Source organism: Pseudomonas gozinkensis, assembly GCF_014863585.1.
Classification (GTDB): domain Bacteria; phylum Pseudomonadota; class Gammaproteobacteria; order Pseudomonadales; family Pseudomonadaceae; genus Aquipseudomonas; species Aquipseudomonas gozinkensis.
Map to the genome: position 1 here is coordinate 1,992,162 of NZ_CP062253.1, position 25,407 is coordinate 2,017,568.

Here is a 25,407-nt window from a genome sequence, read left to right on the forward strand (position 1 = left end):
CGGGAAACTGTCGGCTTTCCGATTGACCGAAAGTGGAGTTTCCCCATGTCCGACCAAAGCCGCCAGATGACCCCCGAAGAAGCTGCCGAATTCACCGAGCAGGTATTCAACAAGGCGCGCGAGGGCGATGCGGTGATGCTGGATCGCCTGATCACGGCCGGTCTGCCGGTGAACCTGACCAACAGCAAGGGCGACACCCTGCTGATGCTCGCCAGCTACTACGGTCACGTGGACGCGGTGCACGTGCTGCTCAAGCACAAGGCCGACCCGGAACAACGCAACGGCAATGGCCAGAGCCCGATTGCCGGCGCGGCGTTCAAGGGTGACCTGGCCGTGGTCAAGGCATTGGTCGAAGGCGGGGCACAGATTGAAGGTGCGTCTTTCGACGGCCGCACGGCGCTGATGATGGCGGCGATGTTCAACCGCGTTGAAATCGTCGACTACCTGATCGACCAGGGCGCCGATCCGAAAGCCAAGGACGCCAACGGCATCACAGCGCTGGACGCAGCCCGCACCATGGGCGCTGTTGACACCACCGCGCAGCTGGAAAAACTGCTGGGCTGAAGCCGCTGGCCGGAACCCGCTCTGTGGCGAAGGCGAGAATGCGCTATCCTTCGCGCCCTCAAAATTCTCTTCGCCACAGGATCCGCCCCATGAAAGCCGCACTCGCCGAACTCATCAGCAAAATCAGCTCCGGCTGCATGGGCGAAGACGAGATCCTGAAGGTCGCTGATGAAGCGGCACAGGCCTACGCCGATGCCGACGCTTTTCTGACCGCCAACCCGGACATCAACTACGACGACACTTTCCCGATTCCGCTGGGCGAGTGGGTCGTGGTCGGCAGCCTGCCGGAGACCGTGCTGTTCCAGGCTGACACCTACGCCGACCTGTTCGCGCAGATCGTTGCCTCGTTCGGCCCGGGTGTCGAGTTCAACCTCAAACCCAAGCAACTGGCCAAGACCGAGGCGCTGACCGCGCTCAATCGCATCCAGGTACAGATGAGCAGCCTGAACAAGGAAAACGGCGGCTACACCCTGATGAACTTCAGCCAGTTGCTCGACGACGAGCTGCAAGTGGTGCTGGTCTACGGCAACGACGTGCCACGCGTACTTGAACTGTGCGCTGAAGTCGGCATTGCCGCCGCGCCGTCGCTCGAAGCCCTGAAGGTCGCCGTTCACGTCTGAGTGCAATAAAAGGGAACCCTGCGCGCGACCGTCTATCCTAAAAGTGCCTGCCATTATTCTGGAGCGACACCATGGGTTCCACGTTCAACGGCCTGATCGGCCTGATCATTCTTGCGCTCGACATCTGGGCGATCATCAACGTGCTGAAAAGCGGCGCCGAGACCGGGATGAAAATCCTCTGGGTGCTGCTGATCATCCTCCTGCCGGTGCTGGGCCTGATCATCTGGGCGATTGCCGGGCCGCGAGGCAATGTGCGGATCTAGTTGTTGCGACTGTGAGCAGGCTCTTCCCTGTGGGAGCGAGCTTGCTCGCGAAGGCGATTTCTCATTCAGCAAATGTGTTGAGTCAGCTGGCCTCTTCGCGAGCAAGCTCGCTCCCACATTGGTCTTTCTGAGGCTTAAGAATGTCGTCTGTCAGCGGAAGGTTCGACCTGTCATCTTCGGCAACGTAGAATGCGCGCCTTTCCCGGGCAATCGAACCTGACGATTGGCGCCCGCGCATTCATCGGAGCACTTCACCATGACCGTCACCAAGACCAGCGAATACCTGGAAACCCTCTACGAAGGCTACGGCCAGCGTTTTCGCATGGAAAAACTGCTGCACGAAGTGCGCACCGAACACCAGCACCTGGTGATTTTCCAGAACCCGCGCATGGGCCGGGTGATGGCGCTGGACGGCGTGATCCAGACCACAGAAGCCGATGAGTTCATCTACCACGAAATGCTCACCCATGTGCCGATCCTTGCCCACGGCACCGCCAAGCGCGTGCTGATCATCGGCGGCGGCGACGGCGGCATGCTGCGCGAAGTGACCAAACACGCCAGCGTCGAACACATCACCATGGTCGAGATCGACGGCACCGTGGTCGACATGTGCAAGGAGTTCCTGCCGAACCACTCCAAGGGCGCCTACGACGACCCACGCCTGAACCTGGTGATCGACGACGGCATGCGCTTCGTCGCGACCACCACTGAAAAGTTCGACGTGATCATTTCCGACTCCACCGACCCGATCGGCCCGGGCGAAGTGCTGTTCTCGGAAAACTTCTACCAGGCCTGCCACCGCTGCCTGAACGAGGGCGGCATCCTCGTGACCCAGAACGGCACGCCGTTCATGCAGATCGAAGAAGTGAAAACCACCGCCGGCCGCCTGCGCAGCCTGTTCCCGGACTGGCACTTCTATCAGGCGGCCGTGCCGACCTACATCGGCGGTTCGATGACCTTCGCCTGGGGCTCGACCAACCCGGCCTACCGCAAGCTGAGTCGCGAAGTGCTGCAACAGCGCTTCATCGGCAGCGGCATCGTCACCCGTTACTACAACCCGGAAATCCACATCGGCGCCTTCGCCTTGCCGCAATACGTGCTGCAAGCGGTGAACAAGCCAAGCAACGATTGATCTTTGTGGGAGCGAGCTTGCTCGCGATCAGCGGTCGGTCAGTCAATGAAGATGTTGGCTGACAGTCCGCCATCGCGAGCAAGTTCGCTCCCACATGTGTTTTTTTTCATCTTCGGTCGATTAAACCTTTTGAACGATCAATCCTGACAAAAGTCGAGATAGATGTAAGCCCACTTGCGGGTTTGTTCGAGGAGGCTCCAATGCAAAAGTGGAAAGTCACTTTCGTGGATGATCACGGTGAAATTGTCGATGAAGTCTTCGAGCGTGCGGAATGCCCCAGCGACGATGAGGCCGCTCGACTGATCAAGGAAAGACTCCTTCCTGTCGCCGCCGCACTGGATCTCAATGATCTGGAAGGGCGAACCTGCGATGCAGGCGCCAAAAGCCTGAAAACCCAGAACAGCATCGAAATCCGCAGCATCACCCCAGTCTGAAACTTCCTGTTCTTCATGTACCAGGCCTTGGCAGCGGCTCTATCTTGGGGCTACTCTGCAAGCGAGATCAGCGAACGGATCGCTAAGGTCTGGTCTTGTCAGCTACATGCTTGTTTCCCGTCGGCAACGCGGTTGCCGTAAGCACCAGGGCCCTGTGGGCCAGTGCAGGGAATACGGAAAGTCTATCCATCTATGCGAGGGGGACGATTCATGAGCACAGCCTATCAAGAAGACATCAGCAGCAGCGTGCTGCGCCGCATGAAAGAAGGCGGTTTCGATTTTTCCCGATTCCATCCCATCGAGTTCTACGCCATTTTCCCGGACGAGGAGCGGGCGCGCAGGGCGGCAGGCAAATTTCGCGGTGAATCCATCAATGCCCAGGTCAGTGCGCGCGACGACGGCGCCTGGTCTCTGGAATTGAGCAAGGTGATGTACGCAACCTACGACGACATTGGCGATTTCGAGCAGGGCTTTTCGGCGGTGGTCGAGCCCTTGGGCGGCATCATCGAAGGCTGGGGCGTGAAACAGGAGATCCGCAACCGGCACCGTTTGAACTGATCACTCTCGCAACATGTCGAGCTACGGCTGACCTTCGGGTCGGCCGTTGTCGTTTCTGCCGCCCCGAAAGCGCATGGCAAAACCCTGAAACAAGAAACCGGCACAAAAAAAAGCCACCTGAAAAGGTGGCTGAAAGGGAAGACCGGAAGGAGAGGAAACCGGTCAGGGTTACGGCCGGGAGGGCTGCCAGGGCAAGCCGGATCAGTGGGCTGCGAGCTTCGTCAGCGACGTTTTTGCAGCGGATGCGCGGATTATCCGCAGCCGCCGGCGGGCAGTGAAATCAACTCTGACTATGCTGGTGATAGGCGACGGGACTGCGTCGCAATGAAGCGGGGGCGATCAGGTTGGGGCATTTGCCGCACAGGAATGGTGCGGTGCGTGTGGCGTGAATATCCAACCGATTGAAATCAAAGCGTTTATGCCGATGGCACGGGCCTTGCGAAGGTCTGTATGTCCGGGGTGACAAGGAGTACGGCATGATCCGCACCTATTTTGATGAAATGTACGATGCCGGCGGCCAGATCCGCCCGCATTACCGGGAGTTTGCCCGCTGGCTGGCCGAAACGCCTGACGAACTGCTGGCCCAGCGGCGACGCGAGGCCGATCTGCTGTTCCATCGTGCCGGGATCACTTTCACGCTCTACGGGGACGAGCAAGGGACAGAACGCCTGATTCCCTTCGACACCATTCCGCGCAGCATTCCCGCCAGCGAGTGGCGGATCGTCGAGCGTGGCTGCATCCAGCGGGTCAAGGCGTTGAACATGTTCCTCGCCGACCTTTACCACGAGCAACGCATCATCAAGGCCGGGATCATTCCCGCCGAGCAGGTGCTGGCCAACGAGCAGTATCAGTTGGCGATGCAGGGGCTGGATTTGCACCGCGATATCTATTCGCACATCTCCGGCGTCGATCTGGTGCGCGACGGCGACGGCACGTATTACGTGCTTGAAGACAACCTGCGCACGCCGAGCGGCGTGAGCTACATGCTCGAAGACCGCAAGATGATGATGCGCCTGTTCCCCGAGCTGTTCGCGGCCCAGCGCATCGCGCCTATCGACCATTACCCGAACCTGCTGCTCGACACCCTGAAGAGCTCAAGCCCGATCGACGATCCGAGTGTCGTGGTGCTGACACCGGGACGGTTCAACAGCGCGTTTTTCGAGCATGCGTTTCTCGCCCGGGAAATGGGCGTGGAGCTGGTGGAGGGCGCGGACCTGTTCGTGCGCGACGACAAAGTCTTCATGCGCACCACCGACGGCCCGAAAGCGGTGGACGTGATCTACCGCCGGCTCGACGACGCGTTCCTCGACCCGCTGGCGTTCCGCCCGGATTCGATGCTTGGCGTACCGGGACTGCTGTCGTCGTATCGCTCCGGCAACGTAGTGCTGGCCAATGCCATCGGCACCGGCGTGGCGGACGACAAATCGGTTTATCCATTCGTCACCGAGATGATCCGTTTCTACCTCGATGAAGAGCCGATCCTGAAGAACGTGCCGACCTGGCAATGCCGAAACCCGTCTGAACTTTCCCATGTACTGGCCAATCTTCCGGATCTGGTGGTCAAGGAAACCCAGGGCTCCGGCGGTTACGGAATGCTTGTGGGGCCGGCGGCGACGACCGCGGAAATCGATGCGTTCCGCGAGCGGATCAAGGCCAAGCCCCACGCGTACATCGCGCAACCGACGCTGTCGCTGTCGACCTGTCCGACCTTTGTCGAAAACGGCATTGCGCCGCGCCATATCGACCTGCGCCCGTTCGTATTGTCCGGCCGCGAAACCCGGGTCGTGCCCGGCGGTTTGACCCGTGTCGCCTTGCGTGAAGGCTCTCTGGTGGTGAACTCATCCCAGGGCGGCGGAACCAAGGACACCTGGGTGGTCGAGGATTGAAGGAAGCCTGCCATGTTAAGTAGAACTGCCTCGGATCTGTACTGGATGTCGCGTTACCTGGAGCGGGCGGAAAACCTCGCACGGATGCTCGATGTCAGCTATTCGCTGTCGCTGATGCCGCAGGACGGCCGTGGCGACGGTCTGCACGAACTGGCGATGCCGCTGCTGATCACCGGCACGCTGGACGATTACCTGGAACGTCACGGCGAGCTGCATGCCGAGCGCTTGCTGCATTTCTTCGCTCTGGATGCGGCGAACCCGGCGAGCATCTACAGCTGCCTCGGTGCGGCGCGGGCCAGCGCCCATGCGGTGCGCGGGCGAATCACCGCTGACATGTGGGAGAACATCAACGCGACCTGGCTGGAGATCCGCGGGATCGCCAATCAGGGCCTCAGTCGCTATGGCATGAGCCGCTTCTGCGAGTGGATCAAGGAGCGTTCGCACCTGTTTCGGGGCGCGTCCTACGGCACCATCATGCGCAATGACGCGTTCCGCTTCATTCGCCTGGGTACGTTCATCGAGCGGGCCGACAACACCTTGCGGCTGCTCGACGCCCGCTATGAAATGGCCGGCGATCAGGCCGAAGCGGTCAGCGATGGCACCGCCCACGCCTATTACCAGTGGAGCGCCTTGTTGCGGGCCTTGTCATCGTTCGAGGCCTACACCGAGATCTATCGCGATGCGCCCGGCGCCCGGCATGTCGCTGAATTGCTGCTGTTGCGTGCTGATGTGCCGCGCTCGTTGCGGGCTTGCACCGAAGAGATCGATCAGATTCTGGCGCAGTTGCCGGGGGCCAACGGTCGTCCTGCGCAACGACTGGCGGCGGAAATGGACGCGCGTCTGCGCTACACCGGCATTCAAGAAATTCTCGAGGAAGGGCTGCACGCCTGGCTCACCGAATTCATCCCGCTGGTGCGCCAGTTGGGCAACGCCATTCACAGTTCCTACCTGGAGGCCGCATGAGACTTTCCATCAGCCACGAGACCACCTATCACTACGAAGATCAGGTGCGCGCGAGCATCCAGTACCTGCGCCTGACACCCCACGACAGCGAGCGTCAGCATGTGCTGAGCTGGCAGCTCGACCTGCCGCGCCCGGTGCGCGCCCAGCTCGATCCGTTCGGCAACATCCTGCATGTGCTGACCATGGACGAGCCTCACGAAGCGATCATCATCGGCGCCCGGGGGCAGGTCGATATCGACGAGTTGCGCGAGGCAGAGCACGAGAGTCAGTCGGCGCTGCCGTTCCTGCGGTTCACCCGGCTCACCGAGGCTGACGAGGCGCTGCGGGCGTTTGCCGAGAAATCCTGCAAACAGCGGCGTGATCGCAACGCATTGATCGACCTTATGCACGGTTTGAACCAGCACATGACCTACAAGCCAGGCGCCACTGAAGTCGACACCAGCGCCGCCGAGGCGTTTGCAGGGCGCGCGGGTGTTTGCCAGGACCACGCCCACGCGTTTCTGGCCTGCGCGCGCAGCCTCGGGGTGCCGTCGCGATATGTGTCGGGCTATCTGTACAGCGAGGATTGCGAGCATCTGGCCAGTCACGCCTGGGCCGAAGCCTGGATCGATGACGCCTGGTACAGCTTTGACGTGACCAATGAACTGGCGCGGCCGGAGCGGCACCTGAAACTGGCAGTGGGGCTGGATTACCTGGACGCCTGCCCGGTGCGAGGCATGCGCCGGGGCGGCGGCTCAGAGCAGATGCACGCGAAAGTGCTGGTGTCGCCGACACCAGCGCCAATCATCTCGGTGCAGCAGCAGTAAGATCCGGGATACCGCATCGGTGGCAAGTCGAGTCGTCGCACCGCCGCTCCCACAGAAATGCCGCTGATTCAAATCCAGCGCATAACCTGTGGGAGCTGCGGTGCGACGACTCGACTTGCCCGCGAAGAGGCCAGTGAGAGCACTGCAAGACTCAAGTGATCAAGGCTTAACCTTGCGCCCGGCCATGTGCTGCAAATACCCGATCAGTTTCTGCAGATCCGCATCCGGCAACACTTCGGCGGAAAACCCCGGCATCTTGGCCTGCGGCCACTGACGCAGACTCTGCGGATCGCGGATATAGCGCTTGAGGAAGTCCGCGCCGAAGTACTCGGTCGGGTTGTACGGAATATTCAGGTCCGGCCCGAACTGCGCATCGCCCGCGCCATTCAGGCGATGGCAGGCCAGACAGTTCTTCTGGAACAGGGCAAATCCCTGATTCACCGGGTCATCGGCCTTCAGCGCAGGATCCGGCAGCAGGGCAGGGAAGCGCTCGGCCACCGGCGCCATGCGCTTGATGCTGGCGACCTCGAACGGCCATTGTTCCGGGCTGATATTGCCGGCTTGCGGATCCGTCCACACCAGATAGAACGGCCCGGCGCTGTGCTTGCCTTCCGACAGCGGCGGCCAGGGCTGCGCCGGATCCTCGATGGCCAGCCACGCGCGTGAACCTTTGCTGTTCAGCAGCGGCGCTGCGGACAGCTCTGCGGCAAAACCGTCCAGCGCCACGGCTTGCAGGTGATCCTCCGGTTTGATACCGGTGAGCAGCGCGGCAATCGGCACGGCGCGATAAGTCATGTCCTTCTTGTAGGACACATCGTTCTTGATCGTGAGGGTTTGCACCTGAGGATGCTTGAGCAATTCCTCGGTCTGCCAGGTGCGGCTGTTCGTGCCCAGCTCCAGATTCAGCTGTGCGGCAGACAGGGGCATGCTCAGCAGCATGGCCCCGAACAGAATGAGCGTTTTCAAGTGATCGCCGTCCGTGTCGTGGAAGTGCGCAAAGGTTGGCACAGCCACGCTGGCCCGGGTAGCGGGCCAGTCACATTTCAAGTGGCGATAAACAATACCTGCCGCTTGAATCAGCCGATGACCTTGGTCAGGTTCGGGAGAATCAACAACAGCGTCGTGGCGAAAAGAATGAGCCCTGCTTGCCGTACTTTCGGTTTTTTGAACATGGCTTGACCGCCTTTTTTGTTATTTCCTGATGCCTGCCTGCATATCCATGACGGCAAGCGCTGCACTTCCTGTAGCGAACGCCTGTCTCGGCAAAACCCGACGACAACGACGTACATCTTCACCTTAGGGCCCGCGTCACGCTTCGCTTAGATCCATTTCGTATGTATTTGCTACCTGTCGCGATTAAAAAGGCATGAGGCCCATTGCCAGCTTCTTTGCCGCCCGTTTGCTAGACAGCTCGCGCACCTGAACCGGTTAATCAAGCCACGGATGACCGTCCGTCTGAGCGTGCGCGTCAACGTCATTGAGCGCTGTGGTCATTGAATCCATGGCCTGCGAAGACAACAGTGACAGCACGAATTTCACTCACCGCACAGGTTCGAGGACGTCATGACCCAAGCTTTGATTTTTGACGCGTTACGCACGCCCCGTGGCAAGGGCAAGGCCGACGGTTCGCTGCACAGCGTCAAACCGGTGAATCTGGTGGCCGGGCTGTTGACTGCTTTGCAGGCACGCACGGCCCTTGACACCAGCCAGGTCGATGACGTGGTGCTCGGTTGCGTCACGCCAATTGGCGATCAGGGCTCGGACATCGCCAAGACCGCCGTGCAGGTGGCCGATTGGGACGTCAGCGTCGCGGGCGTGCAGATCAACCGCTTCTGCGCCTCGGGGCTGGAAGCGGTGAACCTGGGGGCGATGAAAGTGCGCTCCGGGTTCGAAGACCTGGTGGTGGTCGGCGGCGTCGAGTCCATGTCTCGCGTGCCGATGGGTAGCGACGGCGGCGCCTGGGCGCTGGACCCGCAAACCAATTTGCACAGCCACTTCACGCCACAAGGCGTTGGCGCCGACCTGATCGCTACCCTTGAAGGTTTCAGCCGTCAGGACGTCGATGCCTACGCGCTGCACTCGCAGCAGAAAGCTGCACGTGCCCGGGACGACGGTTCGTTCAACAAGTCGTTGGTGCCAGTGCAGGATCAGAACGGCATCATCCTGCTCGATCACGATGAATTCATTCGCGCCGAGTCGACCCTTGAAGGTTTGGGCAAGCTCAAGCCGAGTTTCGAGATGATCGGTCAGATGGGATTCGACGCCACGGCGCTGCGGGTCTACAGCCATGTCGAGCGGATCAACCATGTGCACACGCCGGGCAACAGCTCGGGGATCGTTGACGGCGCGGCGCTGATGCTGATCGGTTCCGAGGCCAAGGGCCGTGCGTTGGGCCTGCAACCCCGGGCGCGGATTGTCGCCACGGCGGTCACCAGCACCGACCCGACCATCATGCTCACCGGCCCGGCGCCGGCCACTCGCAAGGCACTGGCCAAGGCCGGACTGCGGGTGGAGGACATCGACCTGTTCGAGGTCAACGAGGCGTTCGCCTCGGTGGTGCTCAAATTCATCAAGGACATGGCCGTCGACCCGGACAAGGTCAACGTCAATGGCGGCTCGATCGCCATGGGCCACCCGCTGGGCGCCACCGGTTGCGCGATCCTCGGCACCTTGCTCGATGAACTGGAAGCCCGACGCCTGCGCTACGGCCTCGCGACGCTGTGCGTCGGCGGCGGCATGGGCATCGCCACCATCATCGAACGCCTCTGACCCCAAGGAACCCTGTCATGACCCAAGCCATTCGTTACGAAAAAGGCCAGGACGGCATCGTGCTCCTGACCATCGACATGCCGGGCCAGAGCGCCAACACCATGAACGCGGTGTACCGCGAGGCCATGGCCGAAAGCGTCGCCCGTTTGCAGGCGGAAAAAGATGACATCGCCGGGGTAATCATCACCTCGGCCAAGAAAACCTTCTTCGCCGGCGGCGACCTGAATGAACTGATCAAGGTCGGCAAGCCTGAAGCCAAGGCTTTCTACGACATGGTGCTGACCCTGAAGGGCCAGTTGCGCACCCTGGAAACCCTCGGCAAACCGGTGGTCGCGGCAATCAACGGCGCGGCGCTCGGCGGCGGTTGGGAAATCTGCCTGGCCTGCCACCATCGCGTGGCCCTGGACGATGCGTCGGTGCAACTCGGTTTACCGGAAGTGACCCTCGGCCTGTTGCCGGGCGGTGGTGGCGTGGTGCGGATGGTGCGCATGCTTGGCATCGAAAAAGCTTTGCCGTATTTGCTTGAAGGCAAGAAAGTCCGTCCGCAGCAGGCGTTGCAGGTGGGACTGGTCGATGAGTTGGCGGCAGATCGCGATGAACTGCTGGCGAAGGCCAGGGCCTGGATCCTGGCCAACCCTGCGGCCGTGCAGCGTTGGGATGTGAAGGGTTATCAGATTCCCGGCGGCACGCCGTCGAACCCGAAAGTTGCGCAGATGCTGGCGATTGCGCCGTCGATCCTGCGCACCAAGACCCAGGGCACGTTGCCGGCGCCGGAGAAGATTCTGTGTGCGGCTGTGGAAGGCGCGCAGGTGGATTTCGACACGGCGCACCTGATCGAAACCCGCTACTTCACCGAACTGACTACCGGCCAGATCTCGAAAAACCTGATCGGCACGTTCTGGTTCCAACTCAATGAAATCAATGCCGGCGGTTCGCGGCCACAGGGTTTTGCGCCTTATGTGACGAAACGCGTGGGCGTACTCGGCGCGGGCATGATGGGCGCCGGGATCGCCTATGTCAGTGCGTCAGCCGGGATTGAGGTGGTGCTCAAGGACATCAACCTTGAGGTTGCCGAAAGGGGCAAAGCGCATTCCGCCTCGTTGCTGGACAAGAAAGTCGCTCGCGGGCAGCTGACTGCGCAGCAGCGTGAAGCGGTGCTGGCGCGTATCCAGACCACTGAAAGCGATGCCGATCTGGCAGGTTGCGATCTGATCATCGAGGCGGTGTTCGAAGATCGTCAACTCAAGGCCAAGGTCTCGGCGGCGGCGCAACAGGTGGTCGGTGCGGATGCGGTGATTGCTTCCAATACTTCTACCTTGCCAATCACTGGCTTGGCGACCGCAGTACCGGATCAAAGCAAGTTCATCGGCCTGCACTTCTTCAGCCCGGTGGAAAAGATGCCGCTGGTGGAAATCATCAAGGGCGCGCAAACCAGCGACGAAACCCTCGCACGCGGGTTCGATTTCGTACTGCAGATCAAGAAAACCCCGATTGTGGTCAACGACAGTCGTGGTTTCTTCACTTCGCGGGTGTTCGGCACCTTCACCAATGAAGGCATTGCCATGCTGGGTGAGGGCGTCAGTGCGCCGATGATCGAGACCGAAGCCCGCAAGGCCGGTATGCCTGTCGGGCCTCTTGCGATCTCCGACGAAGTTTCCCTCAGCCTGATGAGCCATATCCGTCAGCAAACGGCCAAAGACCTTCAAGCAGAAGGGAAACCGCTGATTGAGCACCCGGCGTTCGCCGTGATTGACTTGCTGCTCAACGAATACAAGCGGCCAGGCAAGGCAGCGGGAGGCGGTTTTTATGAATACCCGGCGGGTGGGCAGAAGCATCTGTGGCCTGAGCTGAAAACCCGTTTCGAGAAAGCCGATGGGCAGATTTCGCCGAAAGATGTGCGTGACCGGTTGCTGTTCGTGCAGGCCATCGAAACCGTGCGTTGTGTGGAGGAGGGCGTGCTGACATCGACGGCGGATGCCAACGTCGGCTCGATCTTCGGCATCGGCTTCGCGGCATGGACGGGCGGCGCGTTGCAGTTCATCAACCAATATGGCGTGAAGGACTTTGTCGCCCGGGCGCAGTATCTGGCGGAACAGTACGGTGAGCGTTTTGCACCGCCTGCGCTGCTGCTGGAAAAAGCCGCGAAAGGCGAGTTGTTCTAACGGGGCGGGGACGCATTTCGGGGCTTGCCTTGCCGGGTGGTTTCAAGGCAGGCTCTGGGGTGTGCATTATTCCCATCACGTGTCAGGTATTTTTTATGTCGCTACGCATCTGCATTCTGGAAACCGACATCCTGCGTCCGGAACTGGTCGATGAATATCAGGGTTACGGGCAGATGTTCCAGCGCCTGTTCTCGCAACAGCCGATCGCCGCCGAGTTCACGGTGTACAACGTGATGCAGGGCGATTATCCGAGTGATGACCTGACTTTTGACGCCTACCTGGTCACCGGCAGCAAGGCCGACTCGTTCGGTACCGACCCGTGGATCCAGACCCTCAAGCAATACCTGCTGAACCGCTATGAGCGCGGCGACAAACTGCTCGGCGTGTGCTTCGGCCATCAGTTGCTGGCGCTGCTGCTGGGCGGCAAGAGCGAACGCGCCACGCAAGGCTGGGGTGTCGGCATCCACAACTACAAACTGGCGGCCAAGGCGCCGTGGATGAGCCCGGTGCGTGAAGAGCTGACGCTGTTGATCAGCCACCAGGATCAGGTGACGGCGCTGCCGGAGAACGCCACGGTGATTGCTTCCAGCGATTTCTGCCCGTTTGCCGCGTACCACATCAACGATCAGGTGCTGTGCTTCCAGGGTCATCCGGAATTCATTCACGACTATTCGCGAGCGCTGCTGGATCTGCGTCAGGAAGCGCTGGGCGAGCAGGTGTACAGCAAGGGCGTGGCCAGCCTGGAACATCAGCACCATGGCACCACCGTTGCGGAATGGATGATGCGCTTCGTGGCGCACAAGCCGACCGCTGCTTGAAAGTAGACGCCCCCGTGTTTTGCACGGGGGCGTTTTTCTTATAGCCAGCCCGATTTCTTGAAGCTCGCCCACAGGCTCACACAGCCGACCGTGATAAAGCCCAGCACGCCGAAATAGCCGTAGTGCCAGCTCAGCTCCGGCATGTTCTGGAAGTTCATCCCGTAAATCCCCGCCACTGCCGTCGGGAACGCCAGGATCGCCGCCCATGCAGCGAATTTGCGTTGCACCACACTCTGGCGTGACGCCTCCAGCAGCACGCCGATTTCGATGGTCTGGCTGGCGATGTCAGCCAGGGTGGTCAGATCCTCCATCTGCCGGGTCACGTGGATCTGCACGTCGCGAAAGTACGGCCGCATGTTCTTGTCGATGAAGGGAAAGCTCAGCTTCTGCAGTTCCTCGCCGATTTCCACCATCGGCGCGGCGTAACGGCGCAGGCGCAGGACATCCCGGCGCAAGCCATGGAGTTTCTGGATGTCGTGTTCATTCAGCGCACTGCACAGCACGTTGCGTTCCAGCTCATCGATTTCGGCGTGGATCGCTTCGCCCACTGGCTGATAGTTTTCAATCACGAAATCCAGCAGCGCATACAGTACGAAATCTTCCCCGTGCTCCAGCAGCAGGGGCCGTGCCTCACAACGTTGGCGGACGTGGGCGTAGGACGCCGAGTGACCGTTGCGGGCGGTGATGATGTAGCCCTTGCCGGCGAAGATATGGGTTTCGATGAACTGCAGAATCCCGTGTTCGCGCACCGGCGAGTAGGTGACGATGAACAGCGCGTCGCCAAAGGTTTCCAGCTTCGGTCGGCTGTGTTTTTCCAGGGCGTCTTCGATGGCCAGCTCGTGCAGGTTGAACTGGCGTTGCAGGTTGGACAGTTCCTGGGCGTTCGGCTCTTCAAGGCCGATCCAGACGAAGTGCCCAGTCTTGGCAGCCCAGGCCGCGCCTTCGTCGAGGGAAATATTGGTGACTTTCTTACCGGCGCTGTAAACCGCAGCAGCAACAACTCGACCCATGGTGGTGGTTCACTTCTTCTTGGCAGATGGCAGGGGAGACATGGCTTCAGCTTAGCCGTGTCGCTGCTTGAGAGTCAGTGAAATCTGCACAGTTCACCGGGCAAAAGAAAACCCGCACAGGGCGGGCTTCTTTTTCACGCGGCTTGCAGCTGCCGATCCATTGCCTCGATGCATTCGCGCATCTGCTCGCGGCACTGAGTGATGAGCATGGGCATGTCGTCCATGGTCAGGCCGGCGGTAGGAATTGCCGGTAGCGAGCGTATGAGAATTTTCCCGCTGCGCCAGCGATTCAGGCGCATGTGCTTGATGTAGCTGCTGACACACACCGGAACGATCGGCACCCCGGCGGCAATGGCCATCTGGAATGCGCCTTTCTTGAAAGGCAGCAGTTCCTCACCCTGGTTGCGGGTGCCTTCCGGGAACACCCAGATCGAGGTGTCTTTGTGTTGCAAGGTATCGGTGGTCGTCAGCATCGACTGACGTGCTTTCTGGGCATTCCCACGATCGATCAACACATTGCCCGCCAGCCAGAACAGTTGCCCGAACAGCGGCACCCACTTCAGGCTCTTTTTGCCGATGCACACAGTACGACGCGGCACCACGTTGCCGAACACGAACAGGTCATAGTTGGACTGATGATTGGCGATGATCACGCAGCTGTCGGGCTTGTTCATCAACGGGCCGACATCGGCCTTCACCCGCAGACGCAAAATGCACATCGCTGGCAGTGCATAGAGACGGGCACACAGGCGGCTGTTGTCCGGATTGAACGGGCGGCACAGCCCGAGGATCACACCGAGGATTCCCGCGAGAATAAAGTGCAGGCCCATCAATAACATACGAAACACAAACAGCATTTTCAGGCCCATCGGGACAAAAGGTGGCGCAGTGTACGGATGTGCACTGTTTTCGGCAATTGCCGCTATAGAGTCCGGAGATGGGCGATGTTTAAGCGCATGTTTCCGACTTGTTGGTCAGAGGCGTCCTAGAGCTGCTGCGGAGTTTTCAACGGGGCGTGCAAGAAAAAGCCCGACACGACGGTCGGGCTTTTCTGAAACGGTGCGAGCCGGGTATCAGCCCAGATGCTCCTGATCCTGGATGATCGCGTTGTCCAGGGTTTCCAGCAGCGCCTTGCGCACTTTCAGCTTGGTGTTCTTGTGCGCGGTCATGTTGATCTTCTTCAACTGACGCGCAGCGGCGAGGGCGGCACCTTGCAGTTCTTCGGCCGCGACCACCTTGTCGAGGAAGCCGGCATCCACTGCGCTTTGCGGATCAAACATCTCGCCGTTGATCACCGAGCGATGGAAGGCCGAACGACGCAGACGATCACGGGCCAGCTCGATGCCGGCGTGGTGCATGGTCATGCCGATCTGCACTTCGTTCAGACCAATGCTGAACGGACCGTCGACACCGATCCGGTAATCGGCAGACAACAGAATGAATGCGCCCTTGGCCACGGCATGCCCCGGGCAAGCCACGATCACCGGGAACGGGTGCGACAGCAGGCGACGGGCCAGTGTCGAACCGGCGGTCACCAGCGACACGGCTTCTTTAGGGCCAGCGGTCATCACTTTCAGGTCATAGCCGCCAGAGAGAATGCCCGGCTGACCGGTGATGATCACAATGGCACGATCCGCCACCGCCTGATCCAGCGCCGCGTTGAAGGCCGCGATCACGTCCGGGGAAATGGCGTTGACCTTGCCGTTGCTCAGGGTCAGGGTCGCGATACCGTCTTCGAGGTGGTAGGCAATCAGATCGCTCATGGCGCAATTCCTTATAAGAAAGATGGGCAGACGTTACCCACCGTCGTCGGTCAGGTAAAGCACTGTGACTGACCCGCCAGTCACCGTTTACCGGCCGATGCGCTGCAACACGCCCCGCGCCTGACGCCTGCACACCTATATAGAAGGGCTGCGCCCACCCGAGATTGGCCGGATTGCCATGGCCCCTAAAAGGTGGAAGCGGCTTTTTCTCTTAACCGCATGAAAATTCTGAAAAAAAAGTTTGCCATCAGAAAAGCTTTCGACTACATTAGCGCGCCTCGACAGACAGAACATGTTTGAAGAGATACGGTGAAGTGTCCGAGTGGCTTAAGGAGCACGCCTGGAAAGTGTGTATACAGGAAACTGTATCGAGAGTTCGAATCTCTCCTTCACCGCCAAATTCGATGTAAACAAAACCCCTGGTTTCGAAAGAAGCCAGGGGTTTTGTGCATTCTGGTGTCCGGATTTTTTTGGTCACAGAGATCGGTTCGGCTTCTTTTTGTCAGGGCATTACAATCGCGGTTTTATCCGGCATGTAAAAGGACGACCTCCATGATCATTTCCACTACCCAATCCATCGAAGGCCGGCAGATTACCGCGTATCTGGACATCGTCAGTGCCGAGTCGGTGCAGGGCGTGAATGTGATTCGCGATATGTTCGCGGGCATGCGGGACTTTTTCGGCGGGCGTTCGCAGACACTGGAGCGGGCGTTGAAGGAGGCACGTGTTCAGGCGACTGACGAGATCAAGGAGCGCGCGCGAGCCCTGCAGGCGGATGCGGTGGTCGGGGTGGATTTCGAGATCAGCATGCCGGCAGGGAAGGGTGGCATGGTTGTGGTGTTTGCGACCGGCACGGCGGTCAAGTTGCGCTGAGCATTGGTTTCCGATTGTGAGCCCATTCAACGGAATGGGCTCGTTGCTGACAATCAGCCTTGTGGTTTGAGCTGGACAGTCCCTTTCGAATCGTAGGTCAGCGGCGTATCGATCGCGACGAGAGGCGGAGTATCGCCTGGTTGAACTGGCTGAACCGGGTCCGGATGGTAGATGACGCCAGGCTGCAACGGACTGGGTCCGGTTGGCTGCTTGATGACGATTTCACCTGAAGCGATCTTTTCCTTGAGTTTCTCCGCCCCGGCTTTGCCGGCGGCGATCTGTTCGTCCGTGAGTTTTACAACAGGCAGTGTCGGGAGTCCTTTGATTTCCATGTTCTCTCCTTGAGATTCATTGCGTAGGAAGAAGGGCAGCGGCCGGTCGGCGGGAATCTTGAGCGGGGTGAGACCAACGGCTCCTCATCGTGTTTAATTTCCGTAGGCCATTCGTCGGGCTTCGGGCGATCTGAATCACAAGTCCAGGAATGACCGGCTAGTCTCAAAAGCCTTGGAGGTCGATATTTTTTCAGGCAAAAGGGTTTGCCGGTGTCGGCCCGCATTTGAAAAGGGGTGAAGAGATGACTGATCCGTACATCGAAGACGACGGGGCTGAGTTTCCATTCAACAATTGCGTGCGCTGTGGCCAGACGGAGTATCAGGCAGGGTTCGGCGAGGATCCGGTGCAGACCGGCAAGATCAAGTCGGCAGCACCCAAAGGGCCTAAGGCAAAATTTCTGCCCAAGGTGACGACACGTTCCAGAAAGTAATCCGGATGCCATACCGCCCCGCCATTGAGCGGGGTTTTTTATTTCTGCTTTTGTTGAGACGCGTCCTACAAAAATTGCGGATTCGTCTGGGTTCTTTCACAAACTTTTCACACCCGTCTACGTAGGGTGAAGCCATCCGTTAGAAAGCAAGTCTCCAGCCCGTCTCCCCAGCGGGCTTTTTTTTGCCTGTCATAAAACCTTTTCCGTATTCGCTGTCCAATCGGCGCCAAGTGCGCTGCAACGCTGGACATTGCCGCGACAACAGCATTCAATCTGCGCCTTTTTTTATCCCTTCTGTTGAGGTTTTCGTCATGCGTTTAACTCTGCCTGCTCTGGTTCTGGGGCTTCTGGTTGCTCAAGGTGCAATGGCTGGCGACGGTACCGCCGCACTGGGTGGCGGTCTGGGCGGTGCGCTGGGTAACGTGGTTGGCCAGAAAATGGGCGGCAGCAACGGTGCGGCCATTGGCGCTGGCCTGGCCGGCGCGGCTGGCGGTGCGTTGGCAGCGAAGAAGGGGGCCCGCACAAAGGCGGCCATTGGCGGTGGTGTCGGTGCGGCGGGTGGTTCGATCATCGGCAACAGCCTGGGTGGCAAGAACGGCGCGACTATCGGTGCCGGCCTGGGCGGCGCTGCTGGCGGCGCAGTGGGCAGCAACCTGTCCAAGGGGCACAAGCGTCACTGATTGCCAAAGCGTGACTGAAAAGGCCCGGCTTTATGCCGGGCCTTTTCGTTGCTGAACGTTTTTCCCGGATGCGCCTCCAATACGACATAGCCCCCTCCGCGGGCGTACCGTCCCGACTCGGGACCTGTGAGGTCTGTATGCGATTGACATTATCCGCATTGGTTTTGGGATTGTTCGTGGCCCAAGGCGCCATGGCTGCCGGTGACGGCACGGCCGCCGTGGGTGGTGGATTGGGCGGCGCGCTGGGCAATGTGGTCGGCGGCCAACTCGGCGGCAGCACCGGCGCGGCGGTGGGTGCTGGTGTTGGCGGTGCGGCCGGTAGTGCCGTCGGCGCGAACAAACGCAATCGCACGGAAGCCGCCATTGGCGGTGGCCTCGGCGCCGCAGGCGGGTCCGTGGTCGGCAACAGCCTCGGTGGCTCCACTGGTTCGACTATCGGCGCAGGATTGGGCGGCGCGGCGGGTGGCGCGGTCGGCAACAACCTGGGTGACGATGGCGGCAAGTCGCACTCCGGGGGCGGCCACAAGCACAAGAACAAACACAAGAATCGTCATCGTTGAGTGACCGGTTCTACGGAAACCCGGCTTGATGCCGGGTTTTTTGTGCCTGCGCGTCATACGCAGGAACGAATGGCGACCATACTTTTCGAACGTCCTATACGAATGCGATTGACGAGGTGCGCCATGACTCCCGAAACCGAAGGCAAAGAAGAAAAAGGCCCGAGCGGATTGCCGTTTATCAATGATCCGGGGAATGAAGATCCGGGGTCGTTGATGGATGATGCGACGGTTCCGCTTTTGGAGGGTGAGGAGGAGCTTGAATATGAGGATTTTGATGATGATGAGTGATCGGACACTTGTTTCGTTAAATATTTGAAATACTATTGAGAGCGCTAAGGAATTGAGCAGTGGTGTAACCCCACCATTCGCTATCGAGCAAACGAAACATCAATCCTGTCCGCGTTAATTTTGACGAACTGCCCATTAAGATGTGGGTATTCGTAGTGGATGTCCTGATCCATAAAATCAACAAGCGACCGGAAAACCTCGCCATCCAGGTAGCCGAAAACCTCACAGGGGAATCCACTACCGAGCATCTTGATCTGCATTTTTTCGCATTGTGTAGCTGATACAGCGTCCTCATCAGGCAACACCATTTCGAACTCGGCTTCGTAAATTTTTCCGACTTCAATTTTCGAAGGGCTGTTTATTGCGAAACACCTGACCTCAACGCCCTCAATAACCAGCAGAATAGCGTCTTCTACAAACTGGTCTATTCCAACGACCAATACTTTGTGTGTCTTAGTTATGAGCATGCCTCACTGTTTTGTCTTGGAAGACTATCGTGGCGGTTGAGTAATTGTTTTCGATATTTAAGATAAAAAGTTTTATTTATCCAGTTGGCTGCTGGGCGCATTTCGAAATGGGGGGTAAGGGCCTGGTCAGCAGGCTGTTTCTCCGCGGTGGCGTCTAATCTATATCTCTCAGGTCAGTCAATACATAAAGATTGCTTATAGCTGACATTTTTTTGATCTTATTTAAATTTATATATTCTTTGAATTCTTTTTCAACAATTTCTTCGTCGCAATATTTTTTATGTTTGGATGGTCTATCGCAAGCAAAGTTGTATAGGCGCCAAATATCAAATCCATTGATTTCGCCGTTAGGGCCATAGTCAAAATTTACGGTTTCTTTTGGTAAGTGGATGAAGCACCCGATTCCATGTAATTCATACTTGACGCCTCCAGTAACTTTTCCGCATCGCTTTATTGCTTTGGTGTGCCAAAACCTTCGAATGTCTCGAACGCCAAAGTATTCCTCTAGTAGTCTTGTTCCACTGTCTACTTTGGTGAGGAAGTCGATTATCAATTCTTTAAGTGTATTCTCGTCTCTGATCATTCTCTTCTGCAGTTCTCAGCTTTCTAGTTGTTGGTGATGCAATGGTGGCTTTAGTCGAATTTAAGGTTTGAAAGTTTTTCTCTATGGCTTTGCTGTAATCCAGTTGAAATAGAAGTCGCGTTGGTCTTTTGGGCTGTTTGTCAGGTTTTTATCTTCGTAATCAAATATGAATACGACGTCATCTAACGAGGGCGTTTTCCCGATGGTGAGCTCATAGGCTTTCAGCCCAAGTGACATCTGTGATGACATACTTGATGGGTGGACATTGATCTTTGAACCTTTGCAAAGGAACTGAATATTTGAATTGTCCTCTCTTAGTAGGCCGAAACATTTGTAAAAATCACTGCTTTTGTAGGTTTTTTCTTTATCGTTGGGTAGTTTTAGTGTGATGCTGATCTCTTCGTCGTTACAAGCCAGATCGATATTTTGTTTTGCACTATTTATTACGGCTGATATCGTGATTTTTGTGTTCATTTATCTATTTTTCTATGGGGGTTTGGTATGGAGTAGCCGAATTCTCGACCGTCATCAATTATCAGTGTTGCACCTAGGACATCTTCATTTTTTATATGGCCTTGTATTGCGATTTCTCCCTCCTTATCGAATTTGTATGTGGCCCCAAGCTCCTTTTTAAGATCTAGGCCAGGTAGCTTTTTTAGTGTGTAAAGGTAACCGATTTTTGTGAAGTATCTAGTGGCAAATGCTTTTCCTACGTCTCTGGAAGGTGATGTACTTATGAAGTTGCTTGGTGGGAAGTCGCTATCAATAGAGTGTAATAGTAGATCGTTACTGTCTCCTTTACTGGTAAAACCGTTCAGGAAAACATCTTCAGGATCCCTACGGTCTCCTCGATACAAATACTCCTGTTTTTTCTGGGGGGCGGGAAGTTCAGGTTCCTGCTCATTGTGTTTTGATTGTTCTGTCGGATCCTTTTTAGGTGACTGTGGTTGTTTGCACTTGTCTGTGCCGGGGCATTCGCTCAACCCCAACGGATCCACCCACCCCGTCGGATTCGGCACGTACCGGTACTGATTCAGCCCCCCAGCCAGCTTCACCGGATCCGACGTCAGGTACCGCCCCACCTCCGGGTCGTAATACCGGTGCCGGTTGTAATGCAGCCCGCTTTCGTCATCGAAGTACTGTCCCTGAAACCGCAGTGGCTGGTTCAGGTAGTCCTCAGTCGCCAACTCCAGCGAGGTGACCTTGCCGTAGGCGCTGTATTTGGCGGACCAGACGATGTCGCCGCTGTAATCGGTCAACTCTTGCGGGGTGCCGAGGTGGTCGAGTTGGTAGTAGAACGGGCAGGCGCGTTTCGGGCCTTTGCCGTCGAGCATGGCCAGTGGGCGGAAGGTGCCGGGTTCGTAGATGAAGCTGCGGTGCTGTTCCTGGCTGCTTTCGGCGATCAGGTGGTCGCCTTGCCAGAAGAATTCGGTGCTTTGGCCGTCGACGGTTTTGCGGATGCGCCGGCCGAAGGCGTCGTATTGGTAGGTGGCGGTGGTGCCGTCGGGGCGGGTCAGGCCGATCAGGCGGTGCTGGCTGTCGTAGCGGTATTCGGTGACGAGGGTTTGCGTGCGGCCGCGGCGTTCGCGGATCAGGTTGCCGAAGGCGTCGTAGTCGTAGTGGCGGTCGCCCTGCATCAGCAGGCGGTTGCCTTTGATCTGTGTCGGGCCGGGGCGGTCCTGCATCAGCAGGTTGCCGGCCGGGTCGTGGGCGAAATTTTCCGGCAGGTCGTCGCGGGTGTGGCGTACGCGGATCAGCCGGTCGAGGGCGTCGTACGTGTAGCTGCGCTGGCCGTGGCGGGTGTCGGCGATGTGTTCGAGGTTGCCGTTGGCGCTGTAGGCAAAGTCGCGGCGGTACAGCGCACTGCGTTGATGGCCTACGGCGTGGGCGCGTAAGCGGCCCTGTTCGTCGTAGGAGTATTCGCTGAGCAGCAGGCCTTGCTGGCGTTGCTGTTCGCGGCCGTTCTGGTAGACGTGGCGGGTGAGCAAGGCGCCGTTGAGGTCGATCGCGGTCAGCGCGCCGCCCTTGGCGTAGTGGTAGTCGAGCTTGCTGTTGTCTGGCAGGCGCAGGCGGGTCAGTTGGCCACAGGCGTCGTAGGTGTAACGCAGGGTGCCCCAGCCCTGGTGCTCGCGCACCAGCCGGTCCTGCAGGTCGTATTCGAACGCCAGCGGGTGATCCTGACCGTCATCCACGCCGACCAGCCGACCGAGGCGGTCATAGCGGTAGCTGACTTCGGTCCCGTCCGGCAGGGTTTTGAGCAGCAGACGCCCAGCAGCATCACGTTGGTAGCCGGTGACCAGCGTCGAGCCGTCATCGCCGAACTCGGTCTTTTCCAGCAGGTGGCCGTTGCGGTCGTAGGCGTACGCGGTGCGCCGGCCATCGAAGCCGGTTTCCTGTCGGATCAGTCCGGTGGGCGTGTAGTCCAGCCGATACTTTTCGCCGGACTCGTTCTCGATTTCCGTGAGCAGCAGCTGCGCATGGTCGTAGCGGTATTGCAGTCGCGTGCCGTCGGGGTTGATCCGCCGACTGACCAAATGCAGGTCGTCGTCATACTCGTAGCGGGTGATGCGCCCCAGTTCATCGCGCTCGGCGGTGATCTGGCCGTAGGCGCTGTAGGACCAGGCGCGAGTGGCGCCGGTCGGCGAGGTGGTCTGGATCCGCCGGCCAACGGCGTCCCACGCCTGACGGGTGACCGCACCGTGCTCGTCCTGAGCAGTAATCCTCCGTCCCAAAGCGTCGTAGGAAAACTTCCGAACCCCACCGTCGGGCAAGCTTTCCTCGACCAGTTGTCCGAGGTCGTTCCACACGAACACGTGCCGGCCACTGTCCGGATAACGGATCGACAGCAACCGCCCCTGCGCGTCGTAGTGGTAATGGGTGACATGGCCGTCCGGATCGACCGCCTCGGTGATATCACCCTGGGCATTGCGCCGATAGGTCCACACCGCATCGCCACGCGAACGGCTGTGCAGGAAACCGTTGCGGTACTCGTAGGACGTCGGTGCATCGTCCGGCGGAATCAGCGCGATCAGCCGTCCGACATCGTCGTAGCGGTATTCGGTGACCGCCCCCAGCGCATCCTGCTCAGCGACCAGCCGACCCGCCGAGTCATAGGCCTTGAGCTGTTCGCCACCGTCCGCCGACACCTGACGCACCAGTCGCGCCGTATCGTCGTGGACATAAACCTCTTCGCGACCGTCGACGTACTGCACCCGAACAGAGCTGGCGTCGTCCCAGGCATAACGCGTATCCATCTGCGAAAACGACGCCCAGTGCCGCACACAGCGCGCCGCCTTGCCAGCGCGCTCCCACTCCCAGAAGAAGCTCGCGCCGCCGGCCAGTTGCCGTTGCAGGATGACGTGCTGATCGTCGTAGTCGTAACGCTCGCTCTCGCCGACGGCGTTGGTGGCTTCGATCAGTCGGTGACGGGCGTCATACAAATAGCGAACGAGGGTCTGTTCGGTCTGCCAGGCAGACTCCCGAAAAACCTGATAATCGACCGCGACCAGATGCGCCCGCTCATAGCGCAGCAACAAGGAACGGCCAGCCCCGTTATCCAGGCGCTGAACCCGGTCGGAAAAATCCCGATGCACCGTCAGACGATTGCCATAAGCATCGCTAACAGCAGTCAGACGCCCAGCCCGAAAGTGATAAAACCGCGCCGCGTCCCCCGCCAGCGCAACAATCAGCTCCTCCGGCTCATCCCCGAGAAAGATCGCCGCCCGCGACAAGCTGTTGTGAATTGCCGGCCGCTCGACACTCGGCAGCGGAAACCGCGTGCGCCGGTTCTCATGGTCAACCCAGACCACCGCAGTGCCATCAACCTCCAGCCGATGCGCCAGCGAATGGCTCCAGCCAAACCCCAACCCGACATCGATTTCCGCCGCACTGGTGCGATACAACCGGCTGAACTCGAACGGCAACAGCCCGTCGAGCACACCGTCAGTCAGCGTCAGCAACTCTTCGCCGGTGACCATCGACACCGGACAGCCGTTGGTGCAGGTCAGCGGCGCACAATCGGCACTGTCACCGTTGGGGTTCTTCGCCTGATCCGAAGCCTCATCGCGAGGCTCATGCCGCTCCATTCGCGTCATGCCATGGGACTTGTCGCGGGCAATGGCGGCCGGATTCGCCACCGTCACCTGCGCATCCGCCGTGCGAATCTCCAGCGGGACAGCCGGTGTCGGCCTCAACGGCGCCGGACCTGCATTGACTACCAGCGGTTTCAAAGCGCCCGCATGCCGGGTCAGATCGGGCGCCGAGGTCAACTCCGCCAACCGCAACGCCGAAGCCGCCAGCCATTCCCGCGCACGCGGCGACTTGATCTTGCCCAATACCTTGGTGCTCAACCGCAGCGGCACGCCCATGCCACCCGACACACACATCAGCAAAAAACTGACCAGCAATTCGGCCCGAACCTCAGCCACCACCTCGGCCAGATACTGCGGCGGCAACATCTTCAGCCAACTGGTAAAGGCCGCCAGATAAATGAACAGCAACGGTTCGTCGCTGAGCATCAGCAAGCCATTGGCGATGGCCCCGGACGATGCCGCGAGCAAGGCATCCAGTTCCGCGCTGGACAGGTACTGCAGAAGCTTTTCGCTGTTTGCCTGCAAGTCGGCGAGCAGGGCAAACAGTTGCTTCACGTCATCCCAGACACCATTCAGCGCGGATTCGAAACCATGCCAGTCAGCCCGTTGCAACTGCCCGTATCGCTCGCTGAAACCGGCGCTGGAAAACGCCGTCCACTGCGGTTGAAACCCTTTCCATTCCTCACGTAACCAGTCTTCGAGGCCATCGATGAGGCCCTGATACGAGGCGTACAACGTCTGGATATGCGTGGTGGAAACATCGGGAAAGAAGGTGATGCGATAACGCTGGCCCCGGTCGCAGTCGTCGACCTTGAGAATGCCGCTGGGGCCGATGGTGTAACGCAGTGGATCGCCGAAACCGAGAACACCGTCGATATCGGAAATGACCGGTTCAAGGATCACCGGCGTATCGCCGATCGGCACAAACCGCGCGGCTTCGAACATGTGCACCAGCGTCAGGGAGCCGCTGGCGGAACACATGGCGACAGAGGAACTGATGGGTTTGCGGCTGGCGACCGGTGCGCTGAGCCGGACATCGTTGCCGACCTGGAACACTTGCTCGACACCCAGCGCAGTGCCCGTCCAGAACTGCTCGGCCCAGATGTCATAGCTGTTGAGGCAAAGGCGAAACTCCTTAAACAGCTTTTCGACGTCAGGCTGATCAGGGTTCAGCGCAGCGACCACCAGCAAACCAATGCTGTTGTTCAGTTTCAGGAGTTGGTCAGATGGAAGCATTCGCAGTCACTCGCGCGCATCAGGGGAATGGCGCGAAACTTTGCGGGGGATCAAACAGGAAAGAAGTCAGCCGAGTAGGCGATGTCTGTAGGGCGATTCTCTAAATGTGCGGGAGGGC

The 25,407-nt window shown here is 59.0% G+C and carries 26 protein-coding genes and 1 tRNA gene; 18 read left to right on the plus strand and 9 right to left on the minus strand.

Annotation, left to right across the window (positions count from 1 at the left end; all coding sequences use genetic code 11):
• The first annotated feature begins 45 nt into the window (after window positions 1–45).
• The 9 genes from IHQ43_RS09035 (at window position 46) to IHQ43_RS09075 (ending at window position 7,226) form a co-directional block, all read left to right on the plus strand.
• Window positions 46–564 carry an ankyrin repeat domain-containing protein gene (locus IHQ43_RS09035; protein WP_192564091.1) on the plus strand — a complete coding sequence of 173 codons (519 nt, stop codon included), beginning with the start codon at window positions 46–48 and terminating at the stop codon, window positions 562–564.
• Window positions 565–653: 89 nt separating this feature from the next.
• The gene (locus tag IHQ43_RS09040; protein ID WP_064378725.1) at window positions 654–1,184 is read left to right on the plus strand and encodes a hypothetical protein; all 531 of its coding nucleotides are present in this window, start codon (window positions 654–656) and stop codon (window positions 1,182–1,184) included.
• 71 nt (window positions 1,185–1,255) lie between these two features.
• Entirely contained in the window at window positions 1,256–1,447 is a 192-nt protein-coding gene (locus IHQ43_RS09045; RefSeq protein WP_003223221.1) for a PLDc N-terminal domain-containing protein, read from the plus strand.
• Between the two features lie 256 nt (window positions 1,448–1,703).
• A complete protein-coding gene (speE, locus tag IHQ43_RS09050; protein ID WP_007959983.1) occupies window positions 1,704–2,579 on the plus strand; it encodes a polyamine aminopropyltransferase in 876 nt (291 codons plus the stop codon).
• A 200-nt stretch (window positions 2,580–2,779) separates the two neighbouring features.
• Complete coding sequence (locus tag IHQ43_RS09055; protein WP_192564092.1) at window positions 2,780–3,013, plus strand: hypothetical protein; 234 nt, start codon at window positions 2,780–2,782, stop codon at window positions 3,011–3,013.
• Between the two features lie 210 nt (window positions 3,014–3,223).
• On the plus strand, window positions 3,224–3,571 hold the full coding sequence (locus tag IHQ43_RS09060) for a ribonuclease E inhibitor RraB (RefSeq protein ID WP_007959978.1): 348 nt from the start codon (window positions 3,224–3,226) through the stop codon (window positions 3,569–3,571).
• A gap of 476 nt (window positions 3,572–4,047) precedes the next feature.
• Window positions 4,048–5,457, plus strand: coding sequence for a circularly permuted type 2 ATP-grasp protein (locus IHQ43_RS09065; RefSeq protein WP_039769936.1), 1,410 nt, complete (start codon window positions 4,048–4,050; stop codon window positions 5,455–5,457).
• Window positions 5,458–5,469: 12 nt separating this feature from the next.
• Window positions 5,470–6,420 carry an alpha-E domain-containing protein gene (locus IHQ43_RS09070; protein WP_007959974.1) on the plus strand — a complete coding sequence of 317 codons (951 nt, stop codon included), beginning with the start codon at window positions 5,470–5,472 and terminating at the stop codon, window positions 6,418–6,420.
• On the plus strand, window positions 6,417–7,226 hold the full coding sequence (locus IHQ43_RS09075; RefSeq protein WP_007959971.1) for a transglutaminase family protein: 810 nt from the start codon (window positions 6,417–6,419) through the stop codon (window positions 7,224–7,226). The genes IHQ43_RS09070 and IHQ43_RS09075 overlap by 4 nt, the downstream gene beginning before the upstream one ends.
• 159 nt (window positions 7,227–7,385) lie before the next feature.
• Here IHQ43_RS09075 and IHQ43_RS09080 read toward each other — a convergent pair whose 3' ends face one another.
• Complete coding sequence (locus IHQ43_RS09080; protein WP_192564965.1) at window positions 7,386–8,165, minus strand: c-type cytochrome; 780 nt, start codon at window positions 8,163–8,165, stop codon at window positions 7,386–7,388.
• Window positions 8,166–8,789: 624 nt separating this feature from the next.
• On the opposite strand from IHQ43_RS09080, the gene IHQ43_RS09085 reads away from it, so the two are divergent.
• The 3 genes from IHQ43_RS09085 to IHQ43_RS09095 all read left to right on the plus strand — a co-directional run bounded on the left by IHQ43_RS09085 (window position 8,790) and on the right by IHQ43_RS09095 (window position 12,975).
• Entirely contained in the window at window positions 8,790–9,995 is a 1,206-nt protein-coding gene (locus IHQ43_RS09085; RefSeq protein ID WP_192564093.1) for an acetyl-CoA C-acetyltransferase, read from the plus strand.
• 17 nt (window positions 9,996–10,012) lie between these two features.
• Entirely contained in the window at window positions 10,013–12,157 is a 2,145-nt protein-coding gene (locus IHQ43_RS09090) for a 3-hydroxyacyl-CoA dehydrogenase NAD-binding domain-containing protein (RefSeq protein ID WP_192564094.1), read from the plus strand.
• Between the two features lie 95 nt (window positions 12,158–12,252).
• Window positions 12,253–12,975 (plus strand): amidotransferase, encoded by a 723-nt coding sequence (locus tag IHQ43_RS09095; RefSeq protein ID WP_085608794.1) that lies wholly within the window; start codon window positions 12,253–12,255, stop codon window positions 12,973–12,975.
• 38 nt (window positions 12,976–13,013) lie between these two features.
• Here the strand turns inward: IHQ43_RS09095 and IHQ43_RS09100 are convergent, their stop codons facing one another.
• From IHQ43_RS09100 to IHQ43_RS09110, 3 genes are all read right to left on the minus strand, one after another.
• A complete protein-coding gene (locus IHQ43_RS09100; protein ID WP_192564095.1) occupies window positions 13,014–13,985 on the minus strand; it encodes a magnesium and cobalt transport protein CorA in 972 nt (323 codons plus the stop codon).
• Window positions 13,986–14,119: 134 nt separating this feature from the next.
• Entirely contained in the window at window positions 14,120–14,842 is a 723-nt protein-coding gene (locus IHQ43_RS09105) for a 1-acylglycerol-3-phosphate O-acyltransferase (RefSeq protein WP_192564096.1), read from the minus strand.
• Between the two features lie 216 nt (window positions 14,843–15,058).
• Window positions 15,059–15,748 (minus strand): crotonase/enoyl-CoA hydratase family protein, encoded by a 690-nt coding sequence (locus tag IHQ43_RS09110; protein ID WP_011333225.1) that lies wholly within the window; start codon window positions 15,746–15,748, stop codon window positions 15,059–15,061.
• A 308-nt stretch (window positions 15,749–16,056) separates the two neighbouring features.
• On the opposite strand from IHQ43_RS09110, the gene IHQ43_RS09115 reads away from it, so the two are divergent.
• Both IHQ43_RS09115 and IHQ43_RS09120 read left to right on the plus strand, forming a co-directional pair.
• Window positions 16,057–16,146: transfer RNA gene (locus tag IHQ43_RS09115), tRNA-Ser, on the plus strand.
• Window positions 16,147–16,300: 154 nt separating this feature from the next.
• Window positions 16,301–16,621 carry a YbjQ family protein gene (locus IHQ43_RS09120; protein WP_064594651.1) on the plus strand — a complete coding sequence of 107 codons (321 nt, stop codon included), beginning with the start codon at window positions 16,301–16,303 and terminating at the stop codon, window positions 16,619–16,621.
• 53 nt (window positions 16,622–16,674) lie between these two features.
• On the opposite strand, the gene IHQ43_RS09125 is transcribed toward IHQ43_RS09120, so the two are convergent.
• Complete coding sequence (locus IHQ43_RS09125) at window positions 16,675–16,953, minus strand: hypothetical protein (protein WP_192564097.1); 279 nt, start codon at window positions 16,951–16,953, stop codon at window positions 16,675–16,677.
• A 242-nt stretch (window positions 16,954–17,195) separates the two neighbouring features.
• Between IHQ43_RS09125 and IHQ43_RS09130 the strand changes: the two genes are divergently transcribed.
• From IHQ43_RS09130 to IHQ43_RS09145, 4 genes are all read left to right on the plus strand, one after another.
• Window positions 17,196–17,384 carry a hypothetical protein gene (locus IHQ43_RS09130; protein WP_007952174.1) on the plus strand — a complete coding sequence of 63 codons (189 nt, stop codon included), beginning with the start codon at window positions 17,196–17,198 and terminating at the stop codon, window positions 17,382–17,384.
• A gap of 311 nt (window positions 17,385–17,695) precedes the next feature.
• Window positions 17,696–18,064 (plus strand): hypothetical protein, encoded by a 369-nt coding sequence (locus IHQ43_RS09135; protein WP_011333227.1) that lies wholly within the window; start codon window positions 17,696–17,698, stop codon window positions 18,062–18,064.
• A 137-nt stretch (window positions 18,065–18,201) separates the two neighbouring features.
• Window positions 18,202–18,624: a glycine zipper domain-containing protein gene (locus IHQ43_RS09140; protein WP_007952177.1), complete on the plus strand. Its 423-nt coding sequence runs from the start codon at window positions 18,202–18,204 to the stop codon at window positions 18,622–18,624.
• 123 nt (window positions 18,625–18,747) lie between these two features.
• Window positions 18,748–18,912 (plus strand): hypothetical protein, encoded by a 165-nt coding sequence (locus IHQ43_RS09145; protein WP_007952178.1) that lies wholly within the window; start codon window positions 18,748–18,750, stop codon window positions 18,910–18,912.
• Window positions 18,913–18,992: 80 nt separating this feature from the next.
• Here IHQ43_RS09145 and IHQ43_RS09150 read toward each other — a convergent pair whose 3' ends face one another.
• The 4 genes from IHQ43_RS09150 to IHQ43_RS29725 form a co-directional block, all read right to left on the minus strand.
• Window positions 18,993–19,379, minus strand: a complete 387-nt coding sequence (locus IHQ43_RS09150) for a hypothetical protein (RefSeq protein WP_244142249.1) — start codon at window positions 19,377–19,379, stop codon at window positions 18,993–18,995.
• Between the two features lie 154 nt (window positions 19,380–19,533).
• Window positions 19,534–19,962, minus strand: a complete 429-nt coding sequence (locus IHQ43_RS09155; protein ID WP_192564098.1) for a DUF6896 domain-containing protein — start codon at window positions 19,960–19,962, stop codon at window positions 19,534–19,536.
• 81 nt (window positions 19,963–20,043) lie between these two features.
• Complete coding sequence (locus IHQ43_RS09160) at window positions 20,044–20,436, minus strand: hypothetical protein (protein WP_192564099.1); 393 nt, start codon at window positions 20,434–20,436, stop codon at window positions 20,044–20,046.
• Window positions 20,433–25,289, minus strand: a complete 4,857-nt coding sequence (locus IHQ43_RS29725) for an RHS repeat-associated core domain-containing protein (protein WP_192564100.1) — start codon at window positions 25,287–25,289, stop codon at window positions 20,433–20,435. The genes IHQ43_RS09160 and IHQ43_RS29725 overlap by 4 nt, the downstream gene beginning before the upstream one ends.
• Window positions 25,290–25,407: the final 118 nt, after the last annotated feature.

Excerpts from the sequence above, each read along its gene's own strand:
- IHQ43_RS09110 (WP_011333225.1), bottom strand. The coding sequence starts at position 15,748 with ATGAGCGATCTGATTGCCTACCACCTCGAAGACGGTATCGCGACCCTG.
- IHQ43_RS09070 (WP_007959974.1), top strand. The coding sequence starts at position 5,470 with ATGTTAAGTAGAACTGCCTCGGATCTGTACTGGATGTCGCGTTACCTG.
- IHQ43_RS09035 (WP_192564091.1), top strand. The coding sequence starts at position 46 with ATGTCCGACCAAAGCCGCCAGATGACCCCCGAAGAAGCTGCCGAATTC.
- IHQ43_RS09075 (WP_007959971.1), top strand. The coding sequence starts at position 6,417 with ATGAGACTTTCCATCAGCCACGAGACCACCTATCACTACGAAGATCAG.
- IHQ43_RS09150 (WP_244142249.1), bottom strand. The coding sequence starts at position 19,379 with ATGCTCATAACTAAGACACACAAAGTATTGGTCGTTGGAATAGACCAG.
- IHQ43_RS09060 (WP_007959978.1), top strand. The coding sequence starts at position 3,224 with ATGAGCACAGCCTATCAAGAAGACATCAGCAGCAGCGTGCTGCGCCGC.
- IHQ43_RS29725 (WP_192564100.1), bottom strand. The coding sequence starts at position 25,289 with ATGCTTCCATCTGACCAACTCCTGAAACTGAACAACAGCATTGGTTTG.
- IHQ43_RS09140 (WP_007952177.1), top strand. The coding sequence starts at position 18,202 with ATGCGATTGACATTATCCGCATTGGTTTTGGGATTGTTCGTGGCCCAA.
- IHQ43_RS09080 (WP_192564965.1), bottom strand. The coding sequence starts at position 8,165 with ATGCTGCTGAGCATGCCCCTGTCTGCCGCACAGCTGAATCTGGAGCTG.
- IHQ43_RS09160 (WP_192564099.1), bottom strand. The coding sequence starts at position 20,436 with ATGAACACAAAAATCACGATATCAGCCGTAATAAATAGTGCAAAACAA.
- IHQ43_RS09045 (WP_003223221.1), top strand. The coding sequence starts at position 1,256 with ATGGGTTCCACGTTCAACGGCCTGATCGGCCTGATCATTCTTGCGCTC.
- IHQ43_RS09085 (WP_192564093.1), top strand. The coding sequence starts at position 8,790 with ATGACCCAAGCTTTGATTTTTGACGCGTTACGCACGCCCCGTGGCAAG.
- IHQ43_RS09105 (WP_192564096.1), bottom strand. The coding sequence starts at position 14,842 with ATGCTGTTTGTGTTTCGTATGTTATTGATGGGCCTGCACTTTATTCTC.
- IHQ43_RS09120 (WP_064594651.1), top strand. The coding sequence starts at position 16,301 with ATGATCATTTCCACTACCCAATCCATCGAAGGCCGGCAGATTACCGCG.
- IHQ43_RS09095 (WP_085608794.1), top strand. The coding sequence starts at position 12,253 with ATGTCGCTACGCATCTGCATTCTGGAAACCGACATCCTGCGTCCGGAA.
- IHQ43_RS09145 (WP_007952178.1), top strand. The coding sequence starts at position 18,748 with ATGACTCCCGAAACCGAAGGCAAAGAAGAAAAAGGCCCGAGCGGATTG.
- IHQ43_RS09055 (WP_192564092.1), top strand. The coding sequence starts at position 2,780 with ATGCAAAAGTGGAAAGTCACTTTCGTGGATGATCACGGTGAAATTGTC.
- IHQ43_RS09125 (WP_192564097.1), bottom strand. The coding sequence starts at position 16,953 with ATGGAAATCAAAGGACTCCCGACACTGCCTGTTGTAAAACTCACGGAC.
- IHQ43_RS09100 (WP_192564095.1), bottom strand. The coding sequence starts at position 13,985 with ATGGGTCGAGTTGTTGCTGCTGCGGTTTACAGCGCCGGTAAGAAAGTC.
- IHQ43_RS09090 (WP_192564094.1), top strand. The coding sequence starts at position 10,013 with ATGACCCAAGCCATTCGTTACGAAAAAGGCCAGGACGGCATCGTGCTC.
- IHQ43_RS09155 (WP_192564098.1), bottom strand. The coding sequence starts at position 19,962 with ATGATCAGAGACGAGAATACACTTAAAGAATTGATAATCGACTTCCTC.
- speE (WP_007959983.1), top strand. The coding sequence starts at position 1,704 with ATGACCGTCACCAAGACCAGCGAATACCTGGAAACCCTCTACGAAGGC.
- IHQ43_RS09135 (WP_011333227.1), top strand. The coding sequence starts at position 17,696 with ATGCGTTTAACTCTGCCTGCTCTGGTTCTGGGGCTTCTGGTTGCTCAA.
- IHQ43_RS09040 (WP_064378725.1), top strand. The coding sequence starts at position 654 with ATGAAAGCCGCACTCGCCGAACTCATCAGCAAAATCAGCTCCGGCTGC.
- IHQ43_RS09130 (WP_007952174.1), top strand. The coding sequence starts at position 17,196 with ATGACTGATCCGTACATCGAAGACGACGGGGCTGAGTTTCCATTCAAC.
- IHQ43_RS09065 (WP_039769936.1), top strand. The coding sequence starts at position 4,048 with ATGATCCGCACCTATTTTGATGAAATGTACGATGCCGGCGGCCAGATC.